The organism is Halorubrum sp. Eb13, from assembly GCF_002252895.1.
Classification (GTDB): domain Archaea; phylum Halobacteriota; class Halobacteria; order Halobacteriales; family Haloferacaceae; genus Halorubrum.
On record NZ_NHPE01000105.1, the window covers coordinates 1 to 15,639 of the forward strand.

Sequence of the window (15,639 nt, forward strand, 5' to 3'; positions counted from 1 at the left end):
CCAGCGGAGCGTGTCGAACGTCGCCGTCACGTCGTTCGACACGGTCCGCTGGCGGGTGGTGTCGCCTTCCGCGTGGAGCGTCGCGTCGATGCCGTAGTCGAAGCCGTCGCCGTCGAAGGAGCTCGCCAGCCACCGGCTCACCGCCTGCCGGTCGACCGCGTCCGCGCCGGACGGCGGCTGCCGGCCGCCCGAACTCGCTCCGGCGCTTCTCCGGCCGTCGTTTCGTCCACCTCCGCCGCCGCGTCCCTGTCCGGCTGCGTGACCCTCTCCACCGGCCTGTCGCCGGTCGCGATCCTCGACGCCGGGCCCGGCCGCGCTCGCGCGCGGGTCGTCGCCGGCGGGTCGGCGGTCGTCGGGGTTCGCGGGCTCCGCGGCGGTGAACCCGGACCCCTCGCTCGCCCGCTGCTGCCGCTCCCGCGATCGACCGACGTTGGGGCGGCCGTTCGTCCCGACGACGTAGCGCCCTTCCTCGATCTCGACGACGTTCTCGTCGTCGGTGAAGTCGAGTTCGTCGGGGTCGGCCGGCGGCGCGTCTGGGTCGGCGGCCGGTGCGTCGCGGTCGCTCATGGTAACGCCGTGAACGCGCGAGAAAATAGGTGTTCCGGGCGGATCGGTTCCGCCGAAGGTGGTTAGCGAGCGGTTCGGGGCTCGTTAGAGCCGGACCGCTTCGCCGTTGGTGTTGAACAGGTCGGGTGCGCGGAGTTCGACACTCGTCGTCGCACCGGCGGGGGAGACGATGTCGAGCGTGGCGGAGTCACTCTCACCGAACGCTTCGTTAGCATTCGTGTCTTTCAGCGCCCCGGCGTCGGGATTGATCAGGATCGTGAAGTCGTCCTGTTCGTTGAGAACTGCCGAACTGCGGAAGTTGCCGTCCGAACCGACGGCGAACTCGTTCGGGCCGAGCTCAGTGACCGTGTTGCTGATGATCCCCGTCGCCTTGGCCGCCGTCGTTGAGATAAGTTCTGTGCTACTGCCGACACTTAATGTGGCAGTACCAAGACTGCTGCTACTGTCAGACAGTTCGAATTTGATTGAGTCGGCCGAACTGAACTGGTTAGCGGTGCTACTAGAGGTGTCGATGGCCGTACTACCGCCGTCGCCATCATCCGCATCAATTGTCACCGAGCCACTAGAAATGTCAGCAGCCGTTACTGTCGTCGTGGTAGGGGAACCTCCCGGATCGAAGGTAACCAGCAATTCTTGGGTGTCATCTGAATCATCGATCGATTCGATGTTATCGTAGTTGAAATTCACAGTAACAGAGGAGTCACCGTCCGAAACGGTGGTCGTCGAGAACGCAATCCCGTCAACCGTTTGGGTAACCGTTTCTTTGAGAACGGAGCTGTCGCCGTTATTGGGGTCAACGACGTCGACTATGACGTCGTCACCCCGGCTCAGCGATGTTGAACCGAACGCAATGTCACCACCAGAACCATCGCTGAAACTAACGGATGTAGTGGACAGGTCGCTGTTCACTCGTGACTTTTCCACGTTGGCGGTACCATCGTCATCAGTGTCAATACCGACAACCAACTTCAGATTGTCACCACCAGCAGAGAACCCGTCGATATTATTGTAGTTCACTGAGATAGTCTCAGCATCAGCCTCACTGTCGTCGAGCGAGGGGACAGTCACCTGCGTCACTTCGGCCCCACCCGATGCGGTGTCCGTGAACACGAGATTCTCTTGTCCGCCGGGGCCAACCGCCTGAATAGTCGTTTCCGTCAAGTCGATCTGATCAGCACCGGGAGCGCCGGAAACGCCCAGCCGGATTTCGCTTAATTCACCAGGACTCGGGCTACCGACGATCCCGACCTCGCTCGTCACGTCGATCCGTTCGGAAACGAGGTCTGTGCTCTCTTCGCCCGTTGCCTCTGCTTGTGTCTGGAGGAACCCGGCCGTGTTGATCAGGACGCCGGCGGCGATCGCCGCCACCAAGACCATCGCGATGAACACGATGAGGGTTCCGATCCCCACTTGGCCGCGATCCTCGCGGTTAGTGATAAATTCGAACATTGTTACAGCCTCACTGATTCGCTGACGACGGTACTCGGCACGCGGATCTCTGAGGTCGTTGTCGCACCACTCGCCGTGGTGAACGTTACCACCATAGAGTCGCCTTCCTCAAGCACGTAGGCGCTGTCACCAGCGTTAGCCCCACCAGTCGTCGGGGTGCCACCATCGTCAAGAGTAATAGTCACCTGCGCCCGATCACTGGAATCGGTGAAGACGACATTATTTTCGCCTTTGAACATGTCGATTATCGTCCCATCGCCAGAGCTCTCACTCAGTGTGAACGTCGCCTGCCCGCTCTCCCCGATCAATTCAACCGAGGTCTCACTCAGGTCGATATTGGATGCGCCCGGCGACTGAGCGAGCACGAAGTCCAGCTCGACGATCTGTCCGTTCCCTTGACTATCGTCGAACGTTCCAGACTGACTCACGACCTGAAGCCGATCACTCACTTGCTGTGTACTCTCTTCGCCCGTTGCTTCCGCCTGCGTCTGGAGGAAGCCGGCCGTGTTGATCAGGACGCCGGCGGCGATCGCCGCCACCAGCACCATCGCGATGAACACGATGAGGGTCCCGATCCCCACTTGACCGCGCTCTTCCTCGTCCAGTATGGTTTCGAACATTGTGTGTTGCGTCGGCCCCCGGCCTGCCCGGCGGGCGTTATCGCTACGAAGTGGTATTTCACTAATAAAGACTCCGTGCAGATTATCCGAACTGATAAAAAACTGCAGTCATGCGATTATCGCGTTAATTACGAGACAATAATTTCTATAATTATTAACGATATCTCGTTTCGGTTATCGGATTAGATACTCGGGCCGTCGCTGTGCGTCCGCGCGGACGACGGGTGATCCGCCGTCGATACAGACGGGGTCGACTCGATGTCGAGGCTGGTCGACGAGTCACGTCCCTGGAAAGAGCGGACGAACAGGCGGACGAACGAGTGGAATCGCTTCCCACGCCCCGCGTTTCGATGCCTCGCGGGCCGCTACCGGTCTTGGATCCGCGCGAGCTCGGACTCGGGGATCACGAGCTCCCGCGTCCCGGGTTCGTAGACGGCGAGGCTCCCGGCGACGAGCGCCATCGACGCCGCCAGCAGGCCGGTATTAATAAGCAGCAGCGCCGCCGCGTCCGCGAACGACGTCCGGAAGCCGGCGACGGGCGTCGCGACGGCCGCGACGACGACCAGTCCGAAGCCGACGGCCAGGTACGCCATCGCGGTGCGGCCCGACGACCGGTACGCGGCGACGGCGAACGCCGCCAGCGTCGCGCTCGCGCCCGCCAACACGGTGGTCGTCACGAGATACAACCCCTCGATGAGCTCCATACCCGCCCTCCTCGGAGTCGACACATAAACCCACGGTGGCGGCTATCACCGGCGATAACACGGCATTTCGCGGTGACAGACCCGCAGAGCCCGGTACGGCTCCCGACGCGGCCCCGTCCCGGAATCTACGCCGCCTGCAACCACCGGTATCCTTTTAAGACGCAAAAATCAACAGCGATAACGTGAATGGTGGGGGACGACCTGATCACAGTGCTCGGTAACAAGTACAACACGGACATCCTGACCGCGACCGGAGACGCGATGTCCGCGCAGGACCTGAGCGACGAGCTCGACGTCCCGATCGCGACGTGTTACCGCCGGATCAACGAGCTCGAGGAGGCCGACCTCCTCGAGCTCCACGACCGACCGCTCTCGGACGAGCACCGGCGCGTGAAGGTGTACCGCCGGAAAGTCGACGGCGTCGAGGTCGACTTCACGGACGGGCTCACTGTCGAGGTCGAAGATCGGTCCGCGGTGAAAAACCGGCTGGACGACGTGTGGCGCGACCTCTCGTCGAGTCAGTAGCGTCCCGAGACCTCCCGCACCGCCTCCCCCTTCCGCGCCGCCGAGACGCGCGGTCTCCCCTCTCGGTCCGCGTCAGAACGACGGCTCGTCGGACCGCCCCATCATCGAGAACCCGCCGGCCCGCTCGTGGACGGTGATCCCGCCGTCGCCGATCTCCATCGGGAAGATGTCGGTGTCGATGTCCTGCTTCCGCATCTTCGCCACCCAGACGTACCGGTTGACGCCCGAGTCCGTCGGCGTCTGGATGAAGTAGATGTTCCCGTCCGTGAGGAAGTTCTCCAGCCCGACCTCCGTGTCCGGGAACACGGCGCCCTGCTCGTTGATGAGCAGCGAGGTCAGCCCGTTCGCCTTGAGGATGTCGGAGAACTTCAACAGATACGTCCGCTTCTCCTGTTCGGCGTCGAAGAAGAGCTGGAACATCGACAGCGAGTCGAGCACGAGCCGGTCGAAGTCGGCGTCCTCGATCGTGTCGAGGAGTCGGTCGACCGCCGTCGAGAAGTCGGTCTCGCGCAGCATCTCCCGCTTGTCTAAGATCACGATATCGCCGTCGTCGACGGCGTCGCCGAACCCGTCGAGACCGATCGACTCCGCGGCGCCGCGGATGTCCGCTTCGTCCTCCTCGAACGAGACGTACACGCCGCGCTCGTCGTGTTCCGTGACGCCGTGGTAGAGGTACTGGATTCCGAAAATGCTCTTGCCGGTCCCGGGGTTCCCGGAGACGAGCACCGTCGACCGCTTCGTGATGCCGCCGGTGAGGATCGAGTCGAGCCCCTCGACCCCGGTGGAGACGAGTTCTGACATTCGTCCCACCATTGGCGACGGGAGTATATAAAAGACGATCCGACGCGGCCGATCGGTCGAACCGACGCCGACAGCTTTATTTCTCGACACGCCGCCCGTTCGTATATGCCCGGTGAAGCGTCTCCCGTCGACCCCGGCGGTGATCGGCGGTGAGCGACCCTTCGGTCCTCGTCGTCGAGGACGAACCCGACATCGCCGCGCTGTACGCCGGCTTCCTCGAGGCTGAGTACGACGTCGACCTCGCCGAGACCGCCGCGGAGGCGATCGACCGGGTCGACGCGAGCGTCGACGTGGTGCTCCTCGACCGTCGACTCCCCGACGGGAGCGGCGACGACGTGCTCGAACACATCCGCGAGGCCGGCCACGACTGCCGAGTCGCGATGGTCACCGCGGTCGAGCCCGACTTCGACATCATCGACATGGGGTTCGATCTGTACCTCACCAAGCCCGTCAGCCGCTCGAAGCTGTTGACGGCGATCGAGACCCTTCTCACCCGCAGCGAGTACGACGACCTCGTTCAGGAGGCGGCGGCGCTGGCGAGCAAGCGCGCGGTCCTCAGCTCGCAGAAGCCCGCCGCCCAGCGCGAGGGCAACGAGGCGTACGCCGATCTCGTCGATCGGCTGGAGAACCTCGACACCGACATCGACGACCTCGGCGAGACGCTCTCCTCCGACGACTACCGCGCGATGTTCCGAGACCTCGGCGAGGCCTGACCCGACGTCGCTCGCGCCCCCGCTGTTCTCTCTGCCCGCTCGCTCCGGCGCTCTCGTTCCTCTCTCTGCCCGCTCGCTTCCGCGCTTCCGACGATACCCCTCCCATCGCGAGTTCCGGCCGTGGCGTTCGGACCCCGACCGGATATCGATGACTGCGTCCGGATCCCGACCGAAGTTTGAACGGATCCCGGACCGACTCTGCACCAAAGTTGTCCGGTAGTTGAAAAATCTATATCCCCGTCATCGCCCTCGTCCGGAACATGACGGACCGAGACACGCGGCGACGGTTCCTGACGACGAGCGGTGGACTGGTAACGCTGGGGCTCGCCGGTTGCCTCGGCGACGGCGGAAGCGACGGCGCCGACGCGGACGGCGACGACGGGATGGACGGGAACGAAACGGACGACGGCATGAACGAGGGCGATGAGATGGACGGTGGCGACGGAATGGACGATGGCGATGAGATGGACGGCGACGACGAGATGACGGAATCCGCCACGGTCCGCGTCCGGATCGAGAACGTCGCGTCCGCGGAGTTCTATCCCGCGGACACGTCGACCGACGGCGCCGTCTGGGTCACGCCGGGGGCGTACGCCGTCCACGAGGGCGGGAATCCGATATACGAGCTCGGCGAGCCGGCGTCCGTCGGACTCGAAGCGCTGGCCGAGGCCGGGCCGCCGACGGGGTTCGAGGGAGAAGACGGGCTCGTCGACGAGCTCGGCGCGTCGACGGATGTCCACGACTCGGGGCCGTACACCCCCGCGGACACGGTCGCGGACCCGAACGATCCGACGGGGGAGGTCCCGGGGGCCCCGCCGATCGCGCCCGGCGGCGCCTTCGAGTTCGAGGCGACGGTCGCGCCCGGCCAGCGGCTCTCCTTCGCCTCGATGTTCGTCCCGTCGAACGACGTCTTCGTCTCGACGGGCGAGGACGGCGCCGCGCTCTGGCCCGAGGAGGGCGACCCGGTCGACGGCGACGTCACCGACGCCGTGTCCCTGTTCGACGCTGGGACGGAGCCGAACGCGGAGCCACCCGGCACCGGTCCCGACCAAGCGCCCGCGCAGGACGCGCCAGATCAGGGCGACGACGAGGGCGGGACTGTACGGCGGCTGAGCGACGTCGACGACGGCCACGAGTACCCGGCCGCCGAGGACGTGGTTCAAGTGACTGTAACCCCGACGTAAACTATGATCGACGTTACCGAACGGCGAGACGCGTTGCTCGCGACGGCGGCGGGGACCGCCGGGGTCGCCGGTTCGTACCTCGTCACGGGCTGGTCGCCCGCGTTCGTCGTCCGCCCCGTCGATCAGGCCATCGTCAACCTGACGCCCGGGCCGATCGTGACCTTCATGATCGAGAACGTCGGCGACGCGGGCCACCTGGTCCACATCGCCATGGCGTTCGCCGCCGTGATCGGGCTGTTCGCCGCGGTCGCGTTCGCCGGCCTGCAACTCTCGGCGCGCACAGAGAGTTCGCCGGTCGGCGCCGCGGCGACCGGTCTGGCGTCGTGGCTGCTCGCCGCCGGTCTGACCGGCGGTCCGACCCAGGCGCTGGGCGTTGCGCTCCCCGCGGCGGTCGCCGTCGCGATCGGCGGTCTCCCGCCCGACGCGTCCGAACCGTCGTCTCCCGACCCGGCCTCCGGCGACGGGTCCTCGGTCGCGGTCGACTCGACGAAAGCCGTCGACGCGGTGCGTCGCCGGACGCTCGGCGTCGTGGCGGCGACGTTCGGGTTCGTCGTCACGGCTGTCATCGGTCGGCGGTTGCCGGACGCGGACGGTGACGACACGCTCGCCGACGCCCCGCGGTCGGAGGGCGCGACCGAGCGGCTCCGCGAGGTCGGCGCGGCCTCGCTGGCGGTCGAGAGCGACGGTCTCCTCGGCATGGTGAGTCCCATCGGCGAGTTCTACAACGTCGACATCGCGGAGTTCGACCCGGAGGTCACCGCGGCGGAGTGGTCGCTGACGTTCACCGGCGAGACCGGCGGCGAGCGGACGGTCGCCTTCGACGAGCTGACCGACCGACCCGTCGAGCACCGCGCGGTGACGCTCCGGTGCGTCGGCGAGGACCTGAACGGCCGCAAACTGGACAACGCCGTCTGGACGGGGACCCCGATCCGTCCCCTGCTCGAGTCCGTCGACCCGCAGGGCGACTGCAACTGCGCGATGCTGCGCGGCGAGGACGGCTACTACGTCCAGTTCCCGGTCGACGTGCTCGCCGACGGCTTCCTCGCGTGGGGGATGAACGGGAAGGAGCTCCCGCCCGGCCACGGCCACCCGGTCCGGGTGCTGATCCCGGGCCACTGGGGGGAGACGAACGTGAAGTGGCTCTCGGAGATCGAGCTGTTGAACGTGGAGGAGGACGGCTACTGGGAGGAACGCGGTTGGGAGGGGACCGGCGAGGTGAAGACGGTCGCCAAGCTCTGGGACGAGGGGATCACGGAGCTCGACGACGGCCGGATCGAGCTGGCCGGCCACGCCTACGCCGGGACCCGCGGGATCGAGCGCGTCGAGGTCTCGACCGACGGGGGCGACTCGTGGACCGACGCCGCCCTCTCCGACCCGCTCCCCGACGCCGACGTCTGGCGGCAGTGGCGCCACGTCTTCGACCCCGACGGGACGAGCGAGGTCGTCGTCCGCGCGGTCGACGGTGAGGGGAACCGCCAGATCCGAGAGCCGTCGGACCCGTCGCCGACCGGCGCCTCGGGCTGGGTCCGCCGGACGGTCGGGTGACCGCCCGCCGCAGTCCGTCGATCGCCTCGCCGGGCACCCGCCCGCGTCGCAACGACTTTCACACCCCACCCGACACAACAGTACGCCAAATGGAGAAGGCCCTGTGGTACCTGTTCGTCGCGAGCCGCGGTGGCGCCAACAGGGTCCGGATCGTCCGGGAACTCCGCGCCCGCCCCCGGAACGCGAACGAACTCGCGGAGGAACTGGACGTCGACTACAACACGATCACCCACCACCTAGAGATGTTAGAAGACCACGACGTCGTCGAGCCGAGCGACCACGACTACGGGAAGCTCTACTTCCTGACCGACCGCTTCGAGCGTCACACGGACGCGTTCGAGGAGATCACGTCTGAGGTGGACGCCGAATGAATCCCGCGACGCCGACCGGGATCGCCGTCCTACTCGCGGGCGTCAACAGCGCGCTGCTGGCGGTGCTGGCCGCGGTCTGGCTCCGCAACTACCGGGAGTTCGGCTCCACGCTACTCCTGGGGTTGCTCGGGTTCAGCGCCGTTCTGCTGGTCGAGAACCTGGTCTCCGTCGCCTTCTTTTTCAGCAGCATGCGGACGCTGTACGCGATGGACCCGCTCGTGGGGCGAGTCGTGCTCGCGATGAGCGTGCTCGAACTGCTCGCGGTGTCGCTGCTGACGTACGTGACGCTGAAGTGACCGGGCTCCGTCGCGGTCGGGCCGCGAGCCGCGACCCCCTCACGAGAGCTGGTCGCCGACCAGCCGGTCCGCCTCTGCGAGGAACGCGTCGCGCTCGTCGATCGGGATCGTCGCGCCCGCGGCGACGTCGTGACCCCCGCCATCGCCGCCGACGGCCCGACTCGCCTCCCGCATCACCGCGGAGAGGTCGAGCCCCCGCCGCACGAGGTCGTGGGAGCCACGCGAGGACACCTTCAGCTCCTCGGCGCTCTCCTCCGCGAACGCGATCACGGGCTTCGAGCGGTCGACCGCCGGCGAGCCGATCGCCATCCCGGCGACGATCCCGACGATCGTCTCGCGGATCCGCGAGCCGGCGTCGAACCACTGGAGGTGCTCCGCCTCGGTGACGCCCTCCGTCTTCACCCACTGGAGCCCCTCGGAGAGGTTCCGGCGGTGGGTCCGGAGGAGCCGCCGGGCCTCGGCGAGGGCGTCGCCGCGGTCGCCGAGACACACCGCGAGACCGACGTCGGCGCGCTCGTACCGGGCGGTCGCGTTGAGCAGTGTCGAGAACTCGCTGACGTCCCGCAGCTCCGTGCCGGGCTCCTCGTCGACGAGCGTGTAGGAGGTGCCGACGAGCGCCTCGATCTGGTCGGCGGGGACGCCGGAGGCGACGGCGCGGCGCATCAGCGCCGAGGCGAGGGTCCGCCGCTCCTCGCCGTCGAGGTCGACCCAGCGGCGCCACTCGCCGTCGCGTCTCACGTCGACGTCGAGGTCGGTCAGGAAGGAGATCGCCCCCGCCTCGTCGTTCGAGACGCCCGGGATCTTCACGTCCGAGGCGTACTCCAGCAGCTTCGGCAGCGGTCGGGTCTGTCTCCCGTACAGGTCCAGGTCGGTGCGCGTCTCGATGACGCCGGCGTCGACGCCGTCGGCGACGATCGCCTCGTTGGCGCCGGCGAGCCCGCCGTCGGAGTCCTGCATGTCCCCGACCGCGCCGACGACCGCGAGCGCGGCGAGGTCGCGGTTGTCGCCGTCGGGACCCTCCAGCGCTCGCGCGAGCACGTAGCTGGCGCCCGCGCCCGACAGCTCGCTCGCGCCGTCGATCCCCTCTAAGAGGGGGTTGAGGTGGAACTCCGTGTCGCGGTCGGCCGGCTGGTGGTGGTCGGCGATCACGGGGACGAAGTCGCCGCGGGCCTCGTGGTCGGCGATCGCGTCGAGCTGCCCGGAGCCGAAGTCGGTGAACAGCACCACGTCGAACTCGCGGGCGGCGATGCCGGCGATGGACTCGGCGTCCAGCTGCTTCTCGAAGACGACCTCGTGGTCGATCCCGGCGCGCGCGAGCGCCGACGAGGCGACCCCGGCGCTCGTCAGCCCGTCGGCGTCGATGTGCGACGCGAGCAGCACCCGGTCGGCGGCGCGGAGGCGGTCGGCGCAGGCGCTCGCGCGCTGGGCGAGGTCCGGCACGGGTGAGTCGGCGACTGCCATTACCCCTCGTTGGCTCGCGATCGGGGATAAACTCACGCTTCGGTGCGGAGCGCGGTCGAACCGCGCGACGCCCCGAACTCCGGCGGCGGCGGAGACCGAGGCATCACTTGCCGTAACTGACGGTTATAGACCTCTGTAGATATATGCACTACACACATGACACGTGGGTTCAACACCCGGAGTCTCCACGCCGGCGCCGCGGCCGACCCGGCGACCGGGTCGCGAGCGACCCCGATACACCAGACGACCTCGTTCGTCTTCGACGACGCGGACACGGCGGCGGAGCTGTACGCGCTCCGGGCGGAGGGCCACATCTACTCCCGGCTCTCCAACCCGACCGTGAGCGTCCTCGAGGACCGGATCGCCGACCTCTCCGGCGGAACGGACGCGGTCGCGACCGCCTCGGGAATGGCCGCCTTCGACGCGATAACGACCGTGCTCGCGAGCGCGGGCGACAACGTCGTCGCCAGCTCCGAGATGTACGGCGGCACGGCCGCGTACCTCACCAGCATCGCGGACCGCCGCGGGGTCGAGGCCCGGCTCGTCGACACGCTCGACTACGAGGCGTACGAGGCCGTGATCGACGAGGACACCGCGTTCGTCCACGTGGAGACGCTCGCGAACCCCTCGCTCGTCACCCCCGACTTCGAGCGGCTCGCCGAGATCGCCCACGACAACGCGGTCCCGCTCGTCGTCGACAACACGTTCGCGACGCCGTACTGCTGTCGGCCGTTCGAACACGGCGCCGACATCACCTGGGAGTCGACGACGAAGTGGATCACCGGCAACGGCACCACCGTCGGCGGCGTCCTCGTCGACGGCGGCTCCTTCCCGTGGGATCACCCCGACGCCGACTACGACGAACTGGACGGGCAGTCGCCGGCCTACCCGGTCGACTTCGTCGAGCAGTTCGGCGACGCCGCCTTCGGCAACGTCGCCCGCCAGCGCGGGGTGCGCCCGACCGGCGGCCAGCAGTCCCCGTTCGACGCGTGGCAGACGATCCAGGGGCTCAACACGCTCCCGCTCCGGATGGAGCGCCACTGCGAGAACGCCCGGACCGTCGCCGAGTTCCTCCGCGACGACGACCGGGTCGACTGGGTGACTTACCCCGGCTTCGAGGATCACCCGAGCCACGACAACGCCGCCGAGTACCTCGACGGCTTCGGCGGGATGGTCACTTTCGGCGTCGACGGCGGCTTCGAGGCCGCCAAGGCGCTGTGCGAGTCGGTCGAGCTGACGAGCTTCCTCGCGAACGTCGGCGACGCGAAGACGCTCGTCATCCACCCCGCCTCCACCACGCACGCGCAGATGGACGAGACTCAACAGCGGCTCGCCGGCGTCTTCCCCGACATGCTCCGCCTCTCCGTCGGGATCGAGGACCCCGACGACGTGACCGCCGACCTCGACCGCGGGCTGGCGGCGGGCGAGCGAGCGACCGGGGGGCAGTGAGATGAGCGCGACGCCATCGGAGGACGGGACCGTCTCGCTCGGCGAGTTCGTCTTCGAGTGCGGTCAGTCGGTCCCCGACCTGGAGGTCGCCTACGAGACGCACGGGGAGTTCGACGGCGACAACGTCGTGTTGGTCTGTCACGCGCTCACCGGCAGTCAGAACGTCGCGCGCTCCCCGTCCCCCGAGCGGGACGCCGGTCAGGCTGGACAGGCCCGCGCGTGGTGGGACGACATCGTCGGGCCCGGGAAGGCGATCGACACGACGGAGTACTTCGTCGTCTGCGCGAACGTCCCCGGCTCCTGTTACGGCACGACCGGCCCGGCGAGCGCGCGCCCCGCCGACCTCGATCTCCCCGACGAGCCCGACCACGACCGGTGGGGGACCGCGTTCCCGCCGGTGCAGGTCGAGGACTGGGCGCGCGCCCAGCGCCGCCTGCTCGACCAGCTCGGGGTGGGGCGGCTGCGCGCCGTCGTCGGCGGCAGCGTCGGCGGGATGAACGTCTTGGAGTGGGCCAAGCGCTACCCGGACGACGTCGACCGGATCGTCCCCATCGCGACCGCCGGGCGGCTCGACGCCCAGTGCCTCGCGCTCGACGCGGTCGCTCGGCGCGCGATCCGCGCGGACCCCGACTGGAACGGCGGCGACTACTACGGCGAGGGCCGCGGCTCGCCCGACGAGGGGCTCGCGCTGGCCCGCCAGATCGGTCACATCATGTACCTCTCGAAGTCCTCGATGGAGCGGAAGTTCGGTCGCCGCTCCGCGGGCCGCGACTCGCTGACCCGCGAGGAGGGCGACCTCGGGCTGCCGCCGGAGCCGACGGCGGCCTTCTTCCCCTACCGGGAGGTGGAGTCGTACCTCGACTACCAGGCCGAGGGGTTCAGCGACCGCTTCGACGCCAACAGCTACCTCTACCTCACGCGCGCCATGGACGAGTACGACCTCGCCGCCGGCCACGGGACCGACGCCGACGCGCTCGCGGCGTTCGAGGGCGAGGCGCTGCTGATGAGCTTCACCGCCGACTGGCACTTCACCGTCGAGCAGTCCGCGTCGCTCGCGACCGCCTTCCGCGACCGCGACGTCCCCGTCGCCCACCACGTGATCGACTCCGACCACGGCCACGACGCGTTCCTCGTCGAGCCCGAGCACGTCGGCCCGCCGCTCAGCGACTTCCTCGCGGAGGGGGTCGAGGGCCGAGCCGTCTCCGACGACGGCGGCGAGGGAGACGAGTCCGCGCGCCCCGAATCCGACCACGCGCCGGTGCACGCGAGCCTGTTTCAGGGGTAGCGGACGCTTTTAAATACCACCGTGCGGTTGGCGCGCGCCTCCGAGTGGCCGGTAGGCCACGAGGAGCGCGTGCGAGGGAGTCCGCGGCCGCCGCCGGCGGCCGCGGCAAGGCTGGGGAGGTGCGAGGTGCCGTGCGCAGCGGGGCAGGGCGGGACTCGAAGGGACAGTCGCCGGCGGCTCCGCCGCCGGCTGGGGCTTTGGCGGTGTTCACCGTCACTCCGCCACCAGCAACCACTTATAACCGAGCGGCTGGGGCTTTGGCGGTGTTCACCGTCGTTCCATCAGCGACTGCTTGTGAGCGAGCGGCCCGATCTCTGGTGGCGTTCACCGCTGATCCGCGATCGGATATTTATAGGCGAGCGGCCGAGCCCCGGCGCGGGCCTCTCACGCCGCCAATCCATCACCATCAATCATGGTAATGTTCATAGTTCTCGACGCCATGGTGTGTAAGGTATGCCCGGTGGACACGCGCAGACGCTCCGACCGTTCCTGTGGCGCGCCGAACGACTGTACCCAGACACCGAGATCGTCTCTCGGACGCACGAGGGGCGGACGCGGCACACGTACGCGGAGTACGCCGACCGAACCGCACGGCTCGCGAACGCGCTCGACGAGCACGGGATCGAGCGCGGCGACAGGGTCGCGACGTTCTGCTGGAACCACACGCGCCACTTCGAGACGTACTTCGGCGTCCCGAACACCGGCGCGCAGCTCCACACGATCAACCCCCTGCTCCCCGACGAACACATCCGGTACATCGTCGACGACGCCGACGACGAGATCGTCTTCGTCGACCCGTCGCTCGCCGAGAAGCTCGCCGGCGCGGCCGAGGACGCCGCGGAGTTCGCCGACGTCGACTTCGTCGCGATGGGGTCGGAGGGGATCGACGCGCTCGACGCGCCCGCCTACGAGGAGTTCATCGCGGACCGGTCGACGGAGTACGACTGGCCCGACCTCGACGGCGACCAGCCCGCCGGCCTCTGTTACACCTCGGGGACGACGGGGAAGCCGAAGGGCGTCGAGTACACCCAGTCGATGCTGTGGAGCCACACGATGGCCTCGCAGACGCCGCAGGGGATCCCGATGGAGGACTCCGACGTCGTGATGCCGGTCGTCCCCATGTTCCACGTCAACGCGTGGGGGATGCCGTTCACCGCGACCGCGGCGGGCGCGAAGCACGTCTACCCCGGCCCGTCGCCGTCGCCGGCCGACCTCGCGGCGCTGATCGAGGAGGAGGGCGTGACGATCTCCGCGGGGGTCCCGACCGTCTGGCTCGGCCTCCGGGAGTACATCGCCGAGGGCAACGACGTCGACCTCTCGACGCTCGACACCGTGATCGTCGGCGGCGCGGCCGCCCCCCGGGCGCTGATCGAGTGGTACGACGACCGGGGCGTCGAGGTGCTCCACGCGTGGGGGATGACCGAGATGTCCCCGATCGGCACCGTCTCTCACCTCACGGACGACCTGCGCGACGCCGACTACGAGACGCAGGTCGACAAGCGGTCGAAGCAGGGGCTCGTCGTCCCCGGGCTGGAGTTCGAGGTGATCGACGAGGACGGCGAGGAGATCCCGTGGGACGGCGAGGCGTTCGGCGAGCTCCGGATCCGCGGGCCGTGGGTCACCAAGGAGTACTTCGCCCGGCCCGAGGCCAGCGAGGAGGAGTTCGTCGACGGCTGGCTGAAGACCGGCGACGTGGTCACCGTCGACGAGGACGGCTACCTCAAGCTCGTCGACCGCACGAAGGACGTAATCAAGTCGGGCGGCGAGTGGATCTCCAGCGTCGAGCTGGAGAACGCGATCATGGCGTACGACGGCGTGAGCGAGGCGACCGTGATCGGCGTCCCGCACGAGCGCTGGCAGGAGCGCCCGGTCGCGTTCGTCGTCCCGGTCGACGACGTCGACCGCGGGGCCCTGGTCGACGAGATCGAGTCCGGGCTCCGCGAGGAGTACCCGAAGTGGTGGGTCCCGGACGCGGTGGAGTTCATCGACGAGGTCCCGAAGACCGCCACCGGGAAGTTCTCCAAGAAGGACCTGCGCGAGCAGTACGCCGACCAGTCGCTCGTCGAGGGGTCGGTGCCGGAAGAGGACGCGCCGGAGCAGGAGTAGCCGCGGACGCGGCGCCGTTCTCGACTGTTACTCGCCGCGGTCGCCGACGATCCACTTGTGCGAGTAGCTCTCGCCGCAGGTGCAGTGGGCGTACGCGTGGACCACGTCGCCATCGGCGTAGAGGCCGCCGACCTCCTCGTTCTGCGCCTCCGCGAACGCGAAGACGAACCGCACGTCGTGGTCGTCGTCGGGGGTCTCCTCGGCGACGGGACACTCCCCGCCGTCGAGCGACCGACCGATCGTCCCCTCCGCGCCCATCGCCGTCTTCGCGAACTCCATCGCGCCCATCCCAGTGCCGGCCTCGAACGCCGACCGGCCGGTCTCGCCGTCGAGGATCAGCCGCACGCCGCCGTCCGTCCCGGTGCCGACGTTCCGGAGCCGGGAGTCGTCGTCGAGGTACGCGTCGCTGAGGTAGAAGACGACGTCGTCGAGCCGCTCGCCGGCGAGGAACTCGTCGAGTTTGCTCATGCCGGCCGGACGCGCGTGAACGGTAAAAGGAGTGCGAGTCGCGACCGAACGGACCGATGACAGATCGTGTGGAATCATCGTGTTCAGATAAGGAT

At 68.1% G+C, this 15,639-nt stretch carries 15 protein-coding genes and 1 pseudogene; 9 read left to right on the plus strand and 7 right to left on the minus strand.

Features of this window, described 5'->3' with window-relative positions; all coding sequences use genetic code 11:
• From DJ75_RS12275 to DJ75_RS12290, 4 genes and pseudogenes are all read right to left on the minus strand, one after another.
• Positions 1-567: hypothetical protein (locus DJ75_RS12275; protein ID WP_141212033.1), on the minus strand; the 567-nt coding region annotated here is incomplete at its 3' end.
• 918 nt (positions 568-1,485) lie between these two features.
• Positions 1,486-2,016, minus strand: a pseudogene (locus tag DJ75_RS12280) (archaellin/type IV pilin N-terminal domain-containing protein); the annotation flags it as partial.
• 2 nt (positions 2,017-2,018) lie between these two features.
• Positions 2,019-2,636, minus strand: a complete 618-nt coding sequence (locus DJ75_RS12285; RefSeq protein WP_094524745.1) for an archaellin/type IV pilin N-terminal domain-containing protein — start codon at positions 2,634-2,636, stop codon at positions 2,019-2,021.
• 365 nt (positions 2,637-3,001) lie between these two features.
• Positions 3,002-3,340, minus strand: coding sequence for a hypothetical protein (locus DJ75_RS12290; protein ID WP_094524746.1), 339 nt, complete (start codon positions 3,338-3,340; stop codon positions 3,002-3,004).
• A 186-nt stretch (positions 3,341-3,526) separates the two neighbouring features.
• On the opposite strand from DJ75_RS12290, the gene DJ75_RS12295 reads away from it, so the two are divergent.
• The gene (locus DJ75_RS12295) at positions 3,527-3,865 is read left to right on the plus strand and encodes a helix-turn-helix domain-containing protein (protein ID WP_094524747.1); all 339 of its coding nucleotides are present in this window, start codon (positions 3,527-3,529) and stop codon (positions 3,863-3,865) included.
• A 72-nt stretch (positions 3,866-3,937) separates the two neighbouring features.
• Here the strand turns inward: DJ75_RS12295 and DJ75_RS12300 are convergent, their stop codons facing one another.
• Positions 3,938-4,666, minus strand: a complete 729-nt coding sequence (locus tag DJ75_RS12300; RefSeq protein WP_094524748.1) for an ATPase domain-containing protein — start codon at positions 4,664-4,666, stop codon at positions 3,938-3,940.
• Positions 4,667-4,815: 149 nt separating this feature from the next.
• Between DJ75_RS12300 and DJ75_RS12305 the strand changes: the two genes are divergently transcribed.
• From DJ75_RS12305 to DJ75_RS12325, 5 genes are all read left to right on the plus strand, one after another.
• The gene (locus DJ75_RS12305) at positions 4,816-5,379 is read left to right on the plus strand and encodes a HalX domain-containing protein (protein ID WP_094524749.1); all 564 of its coding nucleotides are present in this window, start codon (positions 4,816-4,818) and stop codon (positions 5,377-5,379) included.
• 260 nt (positions 5,380-5,639) lie between these two features.
• Positions 5,640-6,563 carry a spondin domain-containing protein gene (locus DJ75_RS12310; protein WP_094524750.1) on the plus strand — a complete coding sequence of 308 codons (924 nt, stop codon included), beginning with the start codon at positions 5,640-5,642 and terminating at the stop codon, positions 6,561-6,563.
• A 3-nt stretch (positions 6,564-6,566) separates the two neighbouring features.
• Positions 6,567-8,108 carry a molybdopterin-dependent oxidoreductase gene (locus tag DJ75_RS12315; protein WP_094524751.1) on the plus strand — a complete coding sequence of 514 codons (1,542 nt, stop codon included), beginning with the start codon at positions 6,567-6,569 and terminating at the stop codon, positions 8,106-8,108.
• A gap of 89 nt (positions 8,109-8,197) precedes the next feature.
• The gene (locus DJ75_RS12320) at positions 8,198-8,479 is read left to right on the plus strand and encodes a winged helix-turn-helix domain-containing protein (protein WP_094524752.1); all 282 of its coding nucleotides are present in this window, start codon (positions 8,198-8,200) and stop codon (positions 8,477-8,479) included.
• Positions 8,476-8,775: a hypothetical protein gene (locus DJ75_RS12325; protein WP_094524753.1), complete on the plus strand. Its 300-nt coding sequence runs from the start codon at positions 8,476-8,478 to the stop codon at positions 8,773-8,775. The genes DJ75_RS12320 and DJ75_RS12325 overlap by 4 nt, the downstream gene beginning before the upstream one ends.
• A 39-nt stretch (positions 8,776-8,814) precedes the next feature.
• On the opposite strand, the gene DJ75_RS12330 is transcribed toward DJ75_RS12325, so the two are convergent.
• Positions 8,815-10,236 (minus strand): DHH family phosphoesterase, encoded by a 1,422-nt coding sequence (locus DJ75_RS12330; protein WP_094524754.1) that lies wholly within the window; start codon positions 10,234-10,236, stop codon positions 8,815-8,817.
• A gap of 156 nt (positions 10,237-10,392) precedes the next feature.
• On the opposite strand from DJ75_RS12330, the gene DJ75_RS12335 reads away from it, so the two are divergent.
• From DJ75_RS12335 to DJ75_RS12345, 3 genes are all read left to right on the plus strand, one after another.
• On the plus strand, positions 10,393-11,685 hold the full coding sequence (locus DJ75_RS12335; protein ID WP_094524755.1) for an O-acetylhomoserine aminocarboxypropyltransferase/cysteine synthase family protein: 1,293 nt from the start codon (positions 10,393-10,395) through the stop codon (positions 11,683-11,685).
• A gap of 1 nt (position 11,686) precedes the next feature.
• Positions 11,687-12,970 carry a homoserine O-acetyltransferase gene (gene metX, locus DJ75_RS12340; RefSeq protein ID WP_094524756.1) on the plus strand — a complete coding sequence of 428 codons (1,284 nt, stop codon included), beginning with the start codon at positions 11,687-11,689 and terminating at the stop codon, positions 12,968-12,970.
• Positions 12,971-13,423: 453 nt separating this feature from the next.
• The gene (locus tag DJ75_RS12345; protein ID WP_094524757.1) at positions 13,424-15,076 is read left to right on the plus strand and encodes a long-chain fatty acid--CoA ligase; all 1,653 of its coding nucleotides are present in this window, start codon (positions 13,424-13,426) and stop codon (positions 15,074-15,076) included.
• Between the two features lie 27 nt (positions 15,077-15,103).
• On the opposite strand, the gene DJ75_RS12350 is transcribed toward DJ75_RS12345, so the two are convergent.
• Entirely contained in the window at positions 15,104-15,544 is a 441-nt protein-coding gene (locus tag DJ75_RS12350) for a DUF5807 family protein (RefSeq protein WP_094524758.1), read from the minus strand.
• Between the last annotated feature and the right edge of the window lie 95 nt (positions 15,545-15,639).

What these genes read in the sequence shown, in the direction of transcription:
- DJ75_RS12285 (WP_094524745.1), bottom strand. Translation starts at nt 2,636, where the DNA reads ATGTTCGAAACCATACTGGACGAGGAAGAGCGCGGTCAAGTGGGGATC.
- DJ75_RS12290 (WP_094524746.1), bottom strand. Translation starts at nt 3,340, where the DNA reads ATGGAGCTCATCGAGGGGTTGTATCTCGTGACGACCACCGTGTTGGCG.
- DJ75_RS12295 (WP_094524747.1), top strand. Translation starts at nt 3,527, where the DNA reads ATGGTGGGGGACGACCTGATCACAGTGCTCGGTAACAAGTACAACACG.
- DJ75_RS12300 (WP_094524748.1), bottom strand. Translation starts at nt 4,666, where the DNA reads ATGTCAGAACTCGTCTCCACCGGGGTCGAGGGGCTCGACTCGATCCTC.
- DJ75_RS12310 (WP_094524750.1), top strand. Translation starts at nt 5,640, where the DNA reads ATGACGGACCGAGACACGCGGCGACGGTTCCTGACGACGAGCGGTGGA.
- DJ75_RS12315 (WP_094524751.1), top strand. Translation starts at nt 6,567, where the DNA reads ATGATCGACGTTACCGAACGGCGAGACGCGTTGCTCGCGACGGCGGCG.
- DJ75_RS12320 (WP_094524752.1), top strand. Translation starts at nt 8,198, where the DNA reads ATGGAGAAGGCCCTGTGGTACCTGTTCGTCGCGAGCCGCGGTGGCGCC.
- DJ75_RS12325 (WP_094524753.1), top strand. Translation starts at nt 8,476, where the DNA reads ATGAATCCCGCGACGCCGACCGGGATCGCCGTCCTACTCGCGGGCGTC.
- DJ75_RS12330 (WP_094524754.1), bottom strand. Translation starts at nt 10,236, where the DNA reads ATGGCAGTCGCCGACTCACCCGTGCCGGACCTCGCCCAGCGCGCGAGC.
- DJ75_RS12335 (WP_094524755.1), top strand. Translation starts at nt 10,393, where the DNA reads ATGACACGTGGGTTCAACACCCGGAGTCTCCACGCCGGCGCCGCGGCC.
- metX (WP_094524756.1), top strand. Translation starts at nt 11,687, where the DNA reads ATGAGCGCGACGCCATCGGAGGACGGGACCGTCTCGCTCGGCGAGTTC.
- DJ75_RS12345 (WP_094524757.1), top strand. Translation starts at nt 13,424, where the DNA reads ATGCCCGGTGGACACGCGCAGACGCTCCGACCGTTCCTGTGGCGCGCC.
- DJ75_RS12350 (WP_094524758.1), bottom strand. Translation starts at nt 15,544, where the DNA reads ATGAGCAAACTCGACGAGTTCCTCGCCGGCGAGCGGCTCGACGACGTC.